Genomic DNA, 14,346 nt, shown 5'->3' on the forward strand with positions numbered 1-14,346 from the left:
CGAGAAGCGCTACCTGCTGGCGACGAAGATGTTCTTGCCAGTGTTTCCTGACTCATCGACGTAAGCAAAGAGCGGCTGTTTCGATTCCCCCATGGGTTGATTTCTCCGGTATCGCTTGGTCCTAGCACGGCCAGGAGGAACAAGGCGCGCGTCTCGCTAGACAGTGCGCATGAGGCAATCCGCTAAGCCGCTTTGACCGGCGTGCAGAGGTAGGAACTGGCCCGTTGACCGGACATGAATGACCGATCCAGGCCCCAGTGAGATCCCTCCTGCCCGCCGTATTCTGATCGAGGTGCTCCCCAAAGCGGACACCGCCAAATGCTCCTATGAGCCCAACTCAGTCATAACCGCCGCCCGAACCCGCAGCTTCGTCGATAGCCCAGAGCCTGACGTTCGGAGCAAGCATAAGCTATGTCTGCCTGCGTGGAATCCGAACATGGCATCTTTGACGGCCCCAACGGGGCCGAGGCGGCGGCCATCGCCGAGGGGCTCGCCGACCTTGATGCGGGGCGGATCATCAGTCACGAGGCCATGAGGGCTTGGTTGCTGTCGTGGGGCACGACGAGTGAGCTCCCCCCGCATCGGCGACTAACGCTCCGCCTATCGATCTCCAAGAGACGCCCAAGACAACAAGAGCACCACCCCATACGGGGAATTGCGACTATCAGCTCAATCATTACGACCGGTTCAGTCGCAGCCAGATGTGACCCTCGGCTCGGAGGCATCGCATGCAGAAAGGCACTCATTTCACGCGCCGAACGGTTGAACGGCATTTTCGCAATCATCATCCCGGGTGCCCGCCGGTATACCGTGAGATCCTGTCCGAGAGAATTTTGGCAAAGGAATGGACAGAAGCATCCCTTGGCAAGGTCGTCGGTATTGTCGCTTCGACCTTCGTCCGGCATCAGCTCACCGACTATGATCGGCTCCTGGCGATCGCAGGTATGGAACGCGCCGAGGCGAGACTGATCGTCGCCAGAGAGGTAAGCGACATTCTTGAGAGCTGGCGCCGGGCCTAGCGTGCTCGCCTGGCGGCACCCCGCTTGCTCCAGCCATTGGCACAGGCCAGCGCGCTTGCCCCGAGGCAATGACTCAAAAACCGTGCGAATCTCAGTCGCAGAGTTTGGAGTCAAAACTCGTGCTTATTGAGTCAGTCGCATGGTTATGAGTCAGGCTGACATGTGACTGACAGCGGAAGTGCGGTCGCGGAGTTTGGAGTCAGCGACACTGTCGCAGTTTAGCGAAGGTGCGCCGGCTCGGAAAGCGCCGAGAACTACGCGCTCGCTACGGCCCTCTGATCTGCGATAGCCGAGCGCATCTACCGGCGTGTCCGCTTGGCGCCATTACCCGACCTCGGGTGCGAAGCCGGAAGCGGTCTTCACCTTCAACGAAACGGGACATCCAAACCCCCAACGCTGCTGCATCAAGAGTCTACGGCGCTTCGCGTTTTACACAGCCTCGGTCAAAAAGTGGAAATGGAGGGCGCCGGAGTCGGATCCCCGACAGACTGAGATCTCAACTTGGAGCAGTCTCAATTGAGGCCTTGCGATGGCGCCAGCTGGCGGTCAAATCCTGGCGTTCCGGCGAACATCGCGGGGTTTATCTGGCGGGGCGCCGAGTTCGAAGTCTTTGAGACGATGTCACATTGGTCGGGGGCCGCAGGCTGCGGACGTGACCCCGTCCGGCTCGGCATTCATCTAGGGACCGACCTCCAACCTCGCTAAACCCGCAAGAGCGTGATTGGAGAGTGAGCATTGGCGACGAGTATCCACACATCCTTGGACGACATCTTCGTGGGTGATGGGGAAATGGCGCAGCTGATGCGTGCACACGATTGGGCCTCGACCCCCCTTGGTCCAGCGCAATCCTGGCCAACCAGCCTCAAGGTCGCCCTTCGTCTGCTGCTGACGTCACGGTTCGAGATGTGGCTGGGTTGGGGCCCGGACATCCACTTTTTCTACAATGACGCCTATCGTCCGACGCTCGGCATCAAGCATCCGCAGGCTCTCGGCATGCCGACGCAGGCGCTGTGGCCTGAGATCTGGAACGACATCAAAGGCCGTCTTGAGACGGTCTATCACAACGGCGAGGCGACGTGGGATCGCGGGTTGTTGCTCCTGCTGGAGCGCAACGGCTATCCCGAGGAGACCTACCATACCTTCTCCTACAGCCCCCTGATGGGGGACACCGGAGAGGTCGAAGGGGTGTTCTGCGCGGTCACCGAGGAGACGACCCGGGTGATCGCTGAGCGCCGTTTGGGCTCGCTCCGCAGCCTGGGCGCGGCGCTGACCACGGCGGACTCGCGCGTCAAGGTCCTCCAGGCGGTCGAAGAGCGTTTGGCTGAGAACCCTTTCGACCTGCCCTTCACGCTGATCTATCTGTTCCGCGACGATGGCTCGGCGGTGCTGGCCGCCGCTTCCGGCATCGCCCAGGGGCACGCCCTAGCGCCCGTCGAGCTGACGCTTCAGAACGATGTTTGGGATCTGACCCGGATATGGCGGGGTGAAGAGTCATTCCCGCTCGACGTCTCCGAACGCTGCGATCTCCCCACCGGCGCTTGGGACAGGCCGCCCCAATCGGTGCGCATCAAGCCGCTGGCGCACCAGGGCGCGGAGCGCCCGCGCGGCGCCCTGATCGTCGGGACCAATCCCTATCGGCCGGTTGACGACGACTATTCCGGCTTTCTCAAGCTGCTGTCCGGTCAGATCGCTGCGGGGTTGTCCGGGGCCGAAGCCTACGAAGTCGAACGTCAGCGGGCCGAAGCACTCGCCGAGGCCGTTCGGCTGCGCCAGGAGGCGGCCGAGACCCTCCGGGTCGCGAATCTTCAACTGACCTCGGAAGTCGAGCTGCGGACGCAAGAGCGCGATTATCTTCGTACCCTGTTCCAGCAGGCGCCCAGCTTCATGGCTATCCTCATGGGCCCGGAGCACGTCTTTGACCTGATCAACGACGCCTACCTGCAGCTTGTCGGCCATCGGGATCTGATCGGTCGCTCGGTGCGCGAGGCCTTGCCGGAGATCGTGGGCCAAGGGTTCTTCGAACTGCTGGACAGGGTGCTCAGCGCCGGCGAACCGTTTATCGGCCGCAATATGCCGGTCATGTTGCAGCGGACGGCCGCGGGCCCGCTCGAGCAGCGTTTCGTGGACCTTATCTACCAGCCGATCCTAGGGCCTGACGGGGCGCCCATCGGCATCTTTGTCGATGGCTACGACGTCACCCATCGCAAGCAGGCCGAAGACGAACTTCAGCAGCTGAACGAAACCCTGGAGCAGCGCGTCGGTGAGCGGACCGAGGAGCTCGGCGATGCGCTGGCGCGGCTAGAGCAGGAATCGCGCGAGCGGCAGGCCGCCGAGGCCGCCTTGCGTCAGTCGCAGAAAATTGAGGCCCTCGGCAAGCTGACCGGGGGCGTCGCCCACGATTTCAACAACCTCCTGCAAGTGATCAGCGGGAACCTGCAGCTGCTCGGCCGCGACATCGCGGGCAATGACCGGGCTGAGAGGCGGGTGCAGAACGCGCTGGCCGGGGTGTCGCGCGGCGCGAAGCTGGCGTCCCAATTGCTGGCCTTCGGACGACGCTCCCCCCTCGAGCCCAAGGTGGTGAACCTCGGGCGGCTCTTGAAGGACATGGACGATCTACTTCGCCGCTCGATCGGTGAAGATATCGAGGTGGAGACCATCGTCGGCGGGGGTTTGTGGAACACGCTGGTCGACCCAGGTCAGATCGAGAACGCCATCCTCAACCTGGCCATCAACGCCCGGGACGCCATGCAGGACGGGGGGCGTCTCACGATCGAAGTCAGCAACGCTTCGCTCGATGACAGCTACGCCATCCAGCACGATGACTTGAAGCCGGGGCAGTATGTCATGGTCGCGGTGACCGACACCGGTTCCGGAATTCCGAAGGACATCATGGAGAGCGTCTTCGAGCCCTTCTTCAGCACCAAGCCAGAGGGCAAGGGCACAGGCCTCGGCCTTTCCATGGTCTATGGCCTGACCAAACAGTCGGGCGGACACATCAAAATCTACAGCGAGGTGGGGGAAGGGACGACAATCAAGCTCTACCTTCCGCGCGCGGTGGGGGCCGAGGACATCCTGGCCGACATCAGCGCCGGGCCGGTAGTTGGCGGCACGGAAACCATCCTTGTCGTGGAAGATGACGACGCTGTCCGCGAGACCGCGGTCGGGCTGCTGACCGAGCTTGGCTACAGGGTGCTGAAGGCGCGGGACGCACAGAGCGCGCTGAACGTCGTCGACAGCGGGATCGCGATCGACCTTTTGTTCACCGACGTGGTTATGCCTGGCCCGCTTCGCAGCCCAGAGCTCGCGAGGCGGACCAAGGAGCGCCTCCCGCACATCGGTATCTTGTTCACCTCGGGCTATACGGAAAACGCGATCGTGCACCATGGCCGCCTCGATCCGGGGGTCGAGCTCTTGTCCAAGCCCTACTCCCGTGAGGCGTTGGCCCGCCGGATCCGGCATATCCTGGCCAACCAGGCCCAACGCAGTGTTCATGAACGCCCTCGCGCGACACCCGTGCATGACGAGAGGCGGCGTGACGATCTCAAGCTGATCGTCGTGCTTGTCGAGGACGACGACCTGATCCGCAGCGGCACAGCCGACATGATTGCAGAGCTTGGTCACACCGTGAACTGCGCGAGCGATGGCGAAAGCGCCCTGCGGCTCCTCGCGGAGAAGACGGCCGATGTCCTGATCACCGATGTCGGACTTCCGGATTTCTCCGGGACGGACCTGGCGCGACAGGCCATCCAGCAGTGGCCAGGCTTGAAGATCATTTTCGCAAGCGGTGACCAAGGCGCATCGCACGAGGCCGGCCTGCCCGATGCGATCAACCTGGCCAAGCCTTACACGTCGGACCAGGTTGCAGCGGCTCTCATCCGCGCCGCTAGCGACAAGGTCCTCAGCTAAAACCACGAGCTGTTCGGCGCCGACCGGCCTTGGCGTGCGGGCGTGCGCAAAGCGTTCTACGTCGGAAGCGATATCGCGAAGGCGCCTACATATCTCATCGGCGGCGTCCAAAGCGGCGTAGTCGGACGCCGTGCTCGTTCGTCAACGGCGTCCGTCCTCGCCCTCGCCTTGCCTGGGCTTGATCCGCCAGCCGGACTATGGCCCGGGCCGTTTCTGCAAAAGGGCTTTCCAGAGAGATCCAGGTTGCGCCGCTCCAACGGTGTCGGCCATTTGGGCGCCGCGAGCCCCTAGCGGCAGGGGTGGGCCGATCGTGGAATCGACCGCCGTCTGGTGTTCCATCTCGGCGTTGAGCTCCGCGCCGAAGAGAACGATGACGGCGGACAGCCACAGCCACATCATGAAGCCGAACACCGCCCCGAGTGATCCGTAGGTCGCGCTGTAGTCGGCGAACCGTGACAGATACAAGGAGAAGAGACTGGAACCGGCGATCCAGAGCGCGCCGGCCGCGAAGCTTCCCGGCGTCACCCATCGCCACCTTGCTTGCTCGCGGCTCGGGCCAAAGCGGTAGAGCAGCGAGATCGCGCCCATAACGACCAGAAGCAGGATCGGCCACCGCAGCCAGGCGAGCGGGACTCGAGCCGGGTCGATGTGCAGCATCTGGAAGAGGATGGGGAGCCCGATCACGCAGGCCGCGGCCACGACGAACAGCGCGATCAATCCGGTGGTGAAGCCCATCGTCACCAGGTTGAGACGTAGGAAAGATCGGGTTTCCTGCTCCTCGTAGGCGACGTTGAGGCCCTTGAAGAGCGCCTTCATTCCGGAATTCGCGCTCCAGAACGACAGCACCAAACTCAGCAAGAAGGTGAGGCTCAGGCTGGCGTTGTTGGCTTCAGCGATGCGCACCATTTGCTCGCCGATCAAGGTCATGACCTCCGCCGGGACGATGCCGGCCAGGGCCGCGAGATGTTCCCTGGCCTGACTCACGTCTGCGAATAGGCCGTAGATCGAGACAAAGGCCGCAAGGGCCGGAAAGAGCGCCAGCATGCCGGTGAAGGCGATGCTGCGCGCGACCGAGAAAACATCGTCGTCGCCGATCTCGCGATAGCTGCGCACCAGAATGTCCTTCCAGCCTTTGGGCGGGATCTTTCGGGGCGCGGCCGACAGCCTGCCTCGATCGCCTTCTGATTTTTCACGCGGCGAGGGCTGTTCCCAACCCCATGCCGCAAGCGCGGCCGACGCAACGAAGGTCATCAGGATCGCAGCATCAATCTTGTCTAGGCCCCGCCTAGAGCGTGGTTCATTGCTCAAGTGCGGCTCTTTGCTCGAGCGCGGAGGTCTTGCGAACAGCCCAGCCATCCCAGCCCAACGCATCACGAGGGTTTGGGTTGACCCAAACTAGTCGCCGATCTCCGTGGCCCATTGCTGCGACACCGCCCGGCTCACCGACTGCATGACCGCGAGGCGCTCGCGCACCGGCTTGCGGGTGAATCCCATCAGGACCGCCACCGCGTAGGTCTTGCCGTCGGGCGCGGTCAGGAGCGCTATGTCGTTGATGCCGACCGAGCCTCCCTCGAAGTCCTGGCCGGTCCCGGTCTTGTGAGCGATTTTCCAGCCGCTCGGCAGTCCGCCCTTGAGCCGAGCTGGCCCGGTCCGCGTCGCGGCGAGCGTCTCCATCAGGAAGGCCTGAGAAGTGGCCGATATCAACTCCCCGCCTTGCAGGGCCACGAGCGCCGCGACGATGCCCATCGGCGTCGCGCCATCGATAGGATCAGACAGATAGGCGCTCAGGGCCTGGCGGCGATGAATCCGGTCCAGCTTCGCGCGCGCCTGTTCGAAATTGCGGCCTTCGCCATACGAAGGCTGCCAGGCCAAGCCGGCGATCAACGCCTGCAGATGGCGCTCATCGGACCCCATGCGAATGCCGTCCAAGCCCTTGCGAGCAAGAACGTCCCGGACCGCATCAAGTCCCACGATGCGGATCAAGGTGTCGTTGGCCGAATTGTCGCTGAACGCCAGGGCATGATGAAGAAGGTCGGCGATGGTGGTCTCAAAGCCTTCAGCCGAGAGGCTGCGTCCGAGCGGCTGATTGAACACGCTCCGGTCGGAGAAGGTCATGGTCACCGCGCTCTTCAGATCCAGGTCGCCCCGATCGATGGCGTCGAGCACCGCCAGAGCCACCCAGGTCTTGGAGACGCTTTGTTGCGGAAAGAAGTGTCACCGGCCACCGCCACGGCCCAACCTGCGCCCACGTCCGCCACGGCGATCCCGATCGGTTCACCATGGCGAGCGGCGATCGCATCGAGCCTCTCCTGGAGGGAGGCCGGCCCCTTGCGAAGGGAGGAACGTTGCAAGGCGGGCCCAGCCGCCTGGGCCGCGGACGCTCCTTCCAGCGCCGCGGCGGGGGGCGCTTGCGGCGTGCGTGGGGAAAGTCGATCCCGCAGCAGCCAGGCCGAGCCGGCCGCAATCGCGCCAAGCAAAGCCAGCGCCACGAGGATCCGGCCGCAAGGCGCGCGCGAACTGCTGAACCGCCTGGCGCGCCAGAAGCTTTCGCGGCCTGAGGAAAAACGAGGCTGTCTGAGCCGAGATCCGCGACGCTGCATCTAACGCGTCGCGACTCGCTGCAAGTGCGGGGAGTCGGGGCCAGAGCCCTCGCCAATCCATTCCCAATGCCAGGGCTCGAAGCTGTAGTTCACGAACCCGAACCGTTCCGCGTTGGCGAGCAGCCACCGATAGGCCCTCCCCTCCGATTGATGCAGGCGGTTGGCGTCAGCGCTGGAGTCGACGCTGAACCCGGGCGCGGCCCCAACCACGAGGTCCAAGGCTTGCCCGGTGCGGTGAACCGAACACTTGGCCCGGACAATTCCTCCGCAGTTACCATCCCGCGCGCATCGCGCATCGTCGTAGGCCGGACTGCGATAACCTGAAAAAACCCGGAGCAATTGCGGGTCTTCAGCCAGGTCCGGCAGCTCGGCCTTGGCCGCCGCCACCATCCGCCGGTAGGCGCGCGCGACGTCGGATCTCACTTCGACCGACTTGCCCATATAGCCTTCTTCGGCGCTCAAGCGCGTCAGGCCTGTCGGTACCGGCGGCGCCGGGCAGACGCCAGAGGCGCGTAGGGCGACGTAGGGCCGCGCTGCCTGCCATTCGCCCTTCATCGACATCAGGGTGGCGACATCTGATCGCCCTTCGCCTGAAAGCCCGCGGCTGGCCTGCCAACGCGCCAGGGCCGCGGCGAAGCCCGGACTGTCCGGGGCGCAAGTCGTGCCGATGGCGCGCGCGACGTGCGCCGAATAGATCGCCCAGCCCTTCTCGGCGCGTCCAAACGGCGACCAGCTCATCGTCCGTATACTGTCGGCGTTGCGGCGCGCGGACTGTTCGTAGCCGCTCGCCGCCTCGCAACTGGGAACCGGAGCCTCCAGCAGATCGCCGATCAGGTCGTTCCGATCATCTGGAATGGACGCAGCGGCCGCCGCCCTGGTCGTGCCTGGCGGCGACCCGCCGCCGATCGACAGCGCCAGGAGGATAACCGCCGCGCCGATTGAGCAGGTCCTGAACATCGGGCGATTGTGCCCGCGCAGGCCGGCGAAAAGAAGACGCGGGCGATAATGTCGCACCAAATCGCATCTGCGGCGTTACCCCCTCAATGACAGTGCAGCTTCCCGCCGCCCGCCTTGCGCCCGCGGCCTTGGTAATTTCCCTGATCGCAGCGTGTGGTCCCCTCACCTCCCTAGGCGGCGACAGCCTTGTCCGCCCCAACGAGGTGTCGGCCCAGTCCCTTCAAAGCTCGCAAATGGAGGAGCGTGTTCGGGCCTTCTATGCTGCGAGGGATTGGCGTCCGGCCTGGTCGCCTTCGAGTGCAGCCCAGCTTCAGGACGCCTTCAAGACGCTGGATAGCCACGCGATCGACTCCAAGCCGTTTGTCGCTCGCTTGGCGGCCAAGGACCCGCTAGGGCGCGAGATCGCGCTGACTAAGGCCGCGATGGCCTATGGCGACGCTTTGGCGCATGGCTTGATAGATCCCAGCAAGATCTTCGAGGTCTACGGCCTGGAGCGTAACGACCTGAACGTGGACCGCACGCTCGCCGCCGCGCTGAGCGCGGGCGATCTGGAGCCTTGGCTGAAGAGCCTGGCCCCCAACGACCCGGAATATGACCGTCTTTCAAAGGCCTATCTTGAATACCTGAAGGACGCCGCCTCGCGCCAACCGGCCGTGATACCGTCTGGCGAGGCGATCAAGCCGGGCGATCAGGATGGGCGCATTCCGCAGATCGTCGCGGCGCTTGTGGCGGGTCGTTATTTGAAAGAGGCGCCCGCCTCCTCAGAGCGATATGAGCCCGCCGTTGTCGAAGCCATCAAGCGCTTTCAAACCCAGCAGGGCGTCAATGACGACGGCGTCATCGGCGGCGACACCATCGCGATTCTGAACGCCGGCCCGGCCGACCGGGCGCGGCAGCTCGCCTTGAACCTGGAGGTCCGGCGTTGGCTGAAGCGTAATCCTCCGGCCACCCGCATCGACGTCAACACCGCCGCCGCGGTGATGACGACTTACGAAAATGGCAAAATCATCGATCTCCGGCTCGTCGTGGTCGGTAAGCCTGACGCCGCCACTCCCAACCTGGCCGGAACCTTCAGCGACCTGGTTCTGAATCCGCCGTGGAGTGTGCCCCAGGGTATCGCCGAGCGAGAAATCCTCCCAAAGGGCGCGGCCTATCTGCGCGAGCATGACATGTATGTGGACGAGGGCCGGGTGGTCCAACGTCCCGGCCCGAAGGCCTCGCTGGGACGGGTCAAATTCGACATGCAGAATCCGCACGCGATCTATCTGCACGACACGCCTTCGAAGAGGGCGTTTGCAGTCAACGAGCGCCATGGCAGCCACGGATGCGTCCGCGTCGATGACGCCGTCGGCTATGCGCGCGGACTTTCGTCGGCGGCCGGTCTTCAATCGGAGTTCGACGCCAAGCTCGCGAAGGGCGCGACCGCGGTGCTGGGGCTGCAAACCGCCATGCCGGTTCGCCTGATGTACCAGACAGCCTTTGTGGATCGGTCCGGGGAGATCGCCTTCCGACCCGACATCTATGGGTGGGATGAGCGGCTGGCGACGGCGCTCGGAATGCCGGCGCCGATGAAGCGCGAGACGCGGGCTTCAGACGTCGACGTGGGGCCATGAGGGCCGAAGGCGCCTCGTGGCGGGCCTTGAGGCCTAGGGCCCGCCGATGGCGGCAGTTCTCTCCGCTCACCGCCTGACGGCGTTGACGTTCATGCTGGAGCCGGCCATCTAGGGTTGGCTCGACGCGACCAGTCGGTTCTAGCCTCGCCTGATCAACGGGGCTTCCCGCTAATCCGCGAGCAAACCAGGACGAGCGCAGCGGCCTCGGAACCGCCCTGTCCCCTCCCCCGGGGATGTGCACGTCCTGGCGTTTTAACAGCGCGGCAGGCGCCCGGCCGCCAGCGGTTTGACTTAAAGCCGACCTTGCCGCGCGGCCGTGGCCCCGCGTTGCAGGGAGGCCTAACGCCAGGTCCTAGCTTGGCTGCCTTGAGACGTTATCCTTGCGGCCGAACCTGGTTTTGCCGCTTGGGTCCCTCGCGCAAACACGGTCGCGCGTGGGCTCACGGCGAAAAGGGCGCTTAGCGGCTCGTCGCGGAATTGGAGTTGCCGGGCGACGACTGGATCTCTGAGGGGGCCCCGCCAGGCGCGCCGTACGCCGGTGTTTGCCCGGCCGGTCCGCCCCCCACAGCCGATGCGCCGGCGCCGGCTTCGGCGGGGCCGGCGCCTCCATCCACCAGACCGTTCTGTCCCGGCCCCGCGGTGGCGGCCGCGCCCCCGTCGTGCTTTTCGGGGTTCGTCTCAACGATGGCCGCGCCTTTTGCGGGGGGCTCGCCACATGCGGCCAAGCTGGCCGTTGCGAAAAGTGCGAGCAGTCGTGGAAGATGCGACATAGCCGGTCCCTCTGAAGTGTAGGCTGCGACTTCAATCCTCTCTGACGTCGACAGTTCCGCGCTGGGCGCGCTGGCGGCCGCTCGCCCCGGCGGATCTCGCGCTAGAGCAGGGTTTGGGCCCGCGGTTCAGCGAGCTCTGGCCGTCGCCACGGAACTTCGATCGTGAACGTCGCGCCTTTGTCGCTCGAGGCTTGGAATGTGCCTCCCCATTGCTGAACGAACGACTCGACGACCCGGCTGCCCAAGCCGCGACGGCGCTGGTCTGCTGGAGGCAATCCTCGTCCTGCATCGCTGACGGTCAGGCGGACAGCGTCGGGCTGTTCGGAAAGGCTGATGGTCACCACGCCCTGTTCGGGATCGGGATAGGCGTACTTCAAGGCGTTGGTCACGAGTTCATTGATCACCAGACCAAGCTGGACCGCCAGGTCGAGCTCCATCCGCAGAGGGTCGCTTTCGACCACCAGTTTCACGCGATCTCCCGCCAAGGAACGTGAGAGGCGTGAGACCAGGTCGGCCAGATAGTGATCCATCTCGACCAGCTCGTGCCCCCGGCTTCGGTAGAGTTCGGCGTGAAGATCGGCGATCGCGTGCACGCGCGAGACGGCGGCCTCCAGATGCTCGCGCACCTCCGCCGGCGCGTCGCGTCCCTGCAGGCTTAGTAGACTGGCCACGATGGTGAGATTGTTCTTCACGCGATGATTGAGCTCATCGAGCAAGTGCGCCTGATGTTGCTCAGCCCGCTTCACCAGGGTGACGTCGATATAGAATTGAGCAAAGCAGGTCGGCGACAGGCGCGTGCAATGCACCTCGTACCAGCGGCCTCGACCGCGATCATGATACTGGAAACGGCGCGGCTCGCCAGATTCAAGCGTCGCTTCGAAGTTCTCGAACCATGCCCGTGTTGCGTCGGGCCGGAGCTCCTTGAACCGCCGTCCAATGATATCAGCGTCCATTCGGAACCCCCGTAGGAACGCTGGATTGGCCTGGAGAAATCGGTAATCGATCAAGCGGCCCGCGGCGTCGCGGATCGGTTCGCAAAGCACGAACCCTTCGGACATCGTTTCGAAAAGCAGCCGATAATCATCCAGCGGTCGCGCTTGGGATGGGCTTTCATTCTTCGATTTGGGCACAGGCGTCCCCTCAGCTTCAGCAGAGTGACTCTAAAATTGCGCTAATCCAAGCCACTCCGTTGTGATGACGGTGCCGCTAAATACTTAAAATTCATAAGAGCTTGGCCGCCGTCGGCCTCGACGCCGCCTCGCGATGATCGGCGCGACCCATCCCGATTAGGGCGGCGCGCCGTACCGGCTGGCGTGCGACGGCAAGTCGCTTAGTGGCCACCAGCACCCGGACCGCCCCCGATGGGCCGATCACCGCATGACCCGCAACGCCATCAATACGGCGCTCGCCAATCTCGGATCCGAACCTGGTGGAATGCGGATGGCCGCGCATGCCACCCGCTGAACATGGGGCGGGTGCGAGAATTGAACGCTTTGGCATATCCAATGAAAGTCCCGCGCTGGGGATGTTCTTGGCGTGGTGAAAAGCGCCTAGTCCTGGAAGGTACGGCGCTCTCGGATCGCGGGCCATTCCAGAGCATCCACTAGGTCGAGAGCGTCCCGAACATCCAAACCGACTTGCGGCACGTCCATGATCGTGATTGGGCGACTGGTGCCGGCGTCGAGCACCGTCCAGCCTTTGGCGTCTTGTCGGATATCAAAGCGCTCGATCATTCGCCCCAACTTGCGCCGCTTTGGGGCACTTCTTGGGCAAAGCGAGGCTTTTGTCTCTCGGGCCAAACCCTTGGCCTGCGCACCGATAAGCCCTACTGCCGCAGTTTCCGATCAGCGCGCATCGCCGGCCTATCCAGCAGCTCAGCCAGGTCGCTGGCGTCTTGGATGTCCAAGCCAACCTGGGGAGCCTCCATGATCACGACCGGCTTGCCCGTGAAGATGTCGAACACCGTATAGCACTCGTCGTCGGGTCTGATGTCGTAGCGCTCGTTCATGGGCCCCTGCCCTATTCGCCTAGTGCTACTTTCGCCCTGAGGGGGCCGCCTGTCCATGGGTAGCTAAGGGTAGCGACGCGCAATAGTGGATGGGCACGCAAGGCTTCGCCGTCGCGAGCCACCCAGTCGAGCAGCTTGCTCTAGTCCTCGCCTTGGACGGCTTGGTGCAGCACGAGCGACAGCGCCTCGCCACTTCGTTTGTCAATCTCGGCGGCCAGCGGGGCCGGCCCTGCTCGGCGCCGAGCCCCACCCGGTTCTCGACCGTCACCTTCTTCTGGCTGCCCGAGCTTGGCCGCTTCATCGCTTAGGTAAATTCGCGAAGGCCAGAAGGTCCAGGCAGGAGAAGTCCGGACCCGAGGTCTTCGGCTAGTGATGCCCGCCCGCATCCTCCTGGCGCATCCGTTCGCGGATCCCGCCATCGATCCGGAGGCCGTCGTCGACTGGCTCATGAATGGCGCCTCGGGTCTCCGGCATGAATGAGGCCTTCTCCGCCTCGGTCTTCGACAGCTTGGCCGACACCCATTCGGTCAGCTTCGGCGCCAGGTGATGGGAGATATCCGATCCCTTGGCCTTCCAGCCGACTGGCTGCTCTTCCTTCGGGTCCAGGCAGGCGTGCACGATGGCGTCGACCACCAGCTGCGGATCGTCGAGCAGCGCCATGCGCGGCGCATGGCCGGTATAGTTGGCGGCGTGGGTCCACCAAGGGGTGTCGACGCCCCAGGGCATGATGGTTCCGACCCGAATGTGCTCCTCGCCGGCCAGCTTTAGTTCTTCGTTGAGGATACGGCTGAGACTGAGCACGGCGGCTTTGGTCGAGGCGTAGGTGTTCTGCAACGCCAGCGGTGTTTCGCTGTCGATGGAGCCGGTGTTGATCAGAGTCCCGTAGCCCTGGGCGCGGAACAGGTTCAGCGCCGCGTGGGCGCCGAAGATCAGCCCCTTGAGGTTCACGTCGACGACACGGGCATGGTCCCCGATCGGGATGTCCCAGAAGTAGCCGATGGCGCCGACGCCGACATTGTTGATCCAGACGTCGACCCGCCCGAACCGCTCAATCGCCGCGGCCGCCAGGGCCGTGACCTGGGCGGGATCGCTAACGTCGGTCTCGACAGCCAAGGCCTGGCCGCCTCCGGCCTCGATCTCGGCGACCACCTCGTCGAGCATGCCCTTGCGGCGGGCGGCGACCACTACCTTGCCGCCCTCGGCGCCGAGCTTCAGCGCCGCGCCTCGGCCAAAGCCGCTAGAGGCGCCGGCGATCACAACGACAAGTTCGCTCAGGTTTTGGGGTCGCTCAGCCATGCTCTTCTCCAGGGTAGGTTACAGCAACCTCTCGGAGGGCGATTGGTTCAGCCCCTCGACCGGGGGCGAGGCCCTGAGCCCACGGGTCGTCGCGCGCCGGTCGGGCTGGGGTTCGGCCGCGTCGCCCGCCGCGCCGCGGTCTTCAGTTCGATCCAGGTCGGCGCATGGTCGCTGGCG

Annotated in this window: 10 protein-coding genes and 2 pseudogenes; 5 read left to right on the top strand and 7 right to left on the bottom strand. The window is 64.4% G+C overall.

Annotated elements, in window-relative coordinates; translation table 11 throughout:
• Positions 1–411 precede the first annotated feature (411 nt).
• The 3 genes and pseudogenes from Q7T84_RS04460 to Q7T84_RS04470 form a co-directional block, all read left to right on the top strand.
• Positions 412–579, top strand: a pseudogene (locus Q7T84_RS04460) (CopG family transcriptional regulator); the annotation flags it as partial.
• Positions 580–728: 149 nt separating this feature from the next.
• The gene (locus Q7T84_RS04465) at positions 729–1,019 is read left to right on the top strand and encodes a DUF2293 domain-containing protein (RefSeq protein WP_304806498.1); all 291 of its coding nucleotides are present in this window, start codon (positions 729–731) and stop codon (positions 1,017–1,019) included.
• Between the two features lie 759 nt (positions 1,020–1,778).
• A complete protein-coding gene (locus Q7T84_RS04470) occupies positions 1,779–4,925 on the top strand; it encodes a response regulator (RefSeq protein ID WP_304806500.1) in 3,147 nt (1,048 codons plus the stop codon).
• A gap of 195 nt (positions 4,926–5,120) precedes the next feature.
• Here the strand turns inward: Q7T84_RS04470 and Q7T84_RS04475 are convergent, their stop codons facing one another.
• From Q7T84_RS04475 to Q7T84_RS04485, 3 genes and pseudogenes are all read right to left on the bottom strand, one after another.
• Positions 5,121–6,281 carry a YihY/virulence factor BrkB family protein gene (locus tag Q7T84_RS04475; protein WP_304806501.1) on the bottom strand — a complete coding sequence of 387 codons (1,161 nt, stop codon included), beginning with the start codon at positions 6,279–6,281 and terminating at the stop codon, positions 5,121–5,123.
• A 39-nt stretch (positions 6,282–6,320) separates the two neighbouring features.
• Positions 6,321–7,121, bottom strand: a pseudogene (locus Q7T84_RS04480) (serine hydrolase); the annotation flags it as partial.
• Between the two features lie 404 nt (positions 7,122–7,525).
• Positions 7,526–8,482: a D-alanyl-D-alanine carboxypeptidase family protein gene (locus tag Q7T84_RS04485; RefSeq protein WP_304806502.1), complete on the bottom strand. Its 957-nt coding sequence runs from the start codon at positions 8,480–8,482 to the stop codon at positions 7,526–7,528.
• A 233-nt stretch (positions 8,483–8,715) separates the two neighbouring features.
• On the opposite strand from Q7T84_RS04485, the gene Q7T84_RS04490 reads away from it, so the two are divergent.
• Positions 8,716–10,095 (top strand): L,D-transpeptidase family protein, encoded by a 1,380-nt coding sequence (locus Q7T84_RS04490; RefSeq protein WP_304806503.1) that lies wholly within the window; start codon positions 8,716–8,718, stop codon positions 10,093–10,095.
• A gap of 871 nt (positions 10,096–10,966) precedes the next feature.
• On the opposite strand, the gene Q7T84_RS04495 is transcribed toward Q7T84_RS04490, so the two are convergent.
• From Q7T84_RS04495 to Q7T84_RS04505, 3 genes are all read right to left on the bottom strand, one after another.
• On the bottom strand, positions 10,967–11,995 hold the full coding sequence (locus tag Q7T84_RS04495; protein ID WP_304806504.1) for a sensor histidine kinase: 1,029 nt from the start codon (positions 11,993–11,995) through the stop codon (positions 10,967–10,969).
• A gap of 420 nt (positions 11,996–12,415) precedes the next feature.
• On the bottom strand, positions 12,416–12,598 hold the full coding sequence (locus tag Q7T84_RS04500) for a hypothetical protein (RefSeq protein WP_304806505.1): 183 nt from the start codon (positions 12,596–12,598) through the stop codon (positions 12,416–12,418).
• A 92-nt stretch (positions 12,599–12,690) separates the two neighbouring features.
• On the bottom strand, positions 12,691–12,873 hold the full coding sequence (locus Q7T84_RS04505) for a hypothetical protein (RefSeq protein ID WP_304806506.1): 183 nt from the start codon (positions 12,871–12,873) through the stop codon (positions 12,691–12,693).
• 89 nt (positions 12,874–12,962) lie between these two features.
• Between Q7T84_RS04505 and Q7T84_RS04510 the strand changes: the two genes are divergently transcribed.
• Complete coding sequence (locus tag Q7T84_RS04510) at positions 12,963–13,181, top strand: hypothetical protein (protein WP_304806507.1); 219 nt, start codon at positions 12,963–12,965, stop codon at positions 13,179–13,181.
• 58 nt (positions 13,182–13,239) lie between these two features.
• On the opposite strand, the gene Q7T84_RS04515 is transcribed toward Q7T84_RS04510, so the two are convergent.
• On the bottom strand, positions 13,240–14,169 hold the full coding sequence (locus Q7T84_RS04515) for an SDR family oxidoreductase (protein WP_304806508.1): 930 nt from the start codon (positions 14,167–14,169) through the stop codon (positions 13,240–13,242).
• Positions 14,170–14,346: the final 177 nt, after the last annotated feature.

The organism is Phenylobacterium sp. (genome assembly GCF_030654915.1).
Classification (GTDB): Bacteria; Pseudomonadota; Alphaproteobacteria; order Caulobacterales; family Caulobacteraceae; genus Phenylobacterium.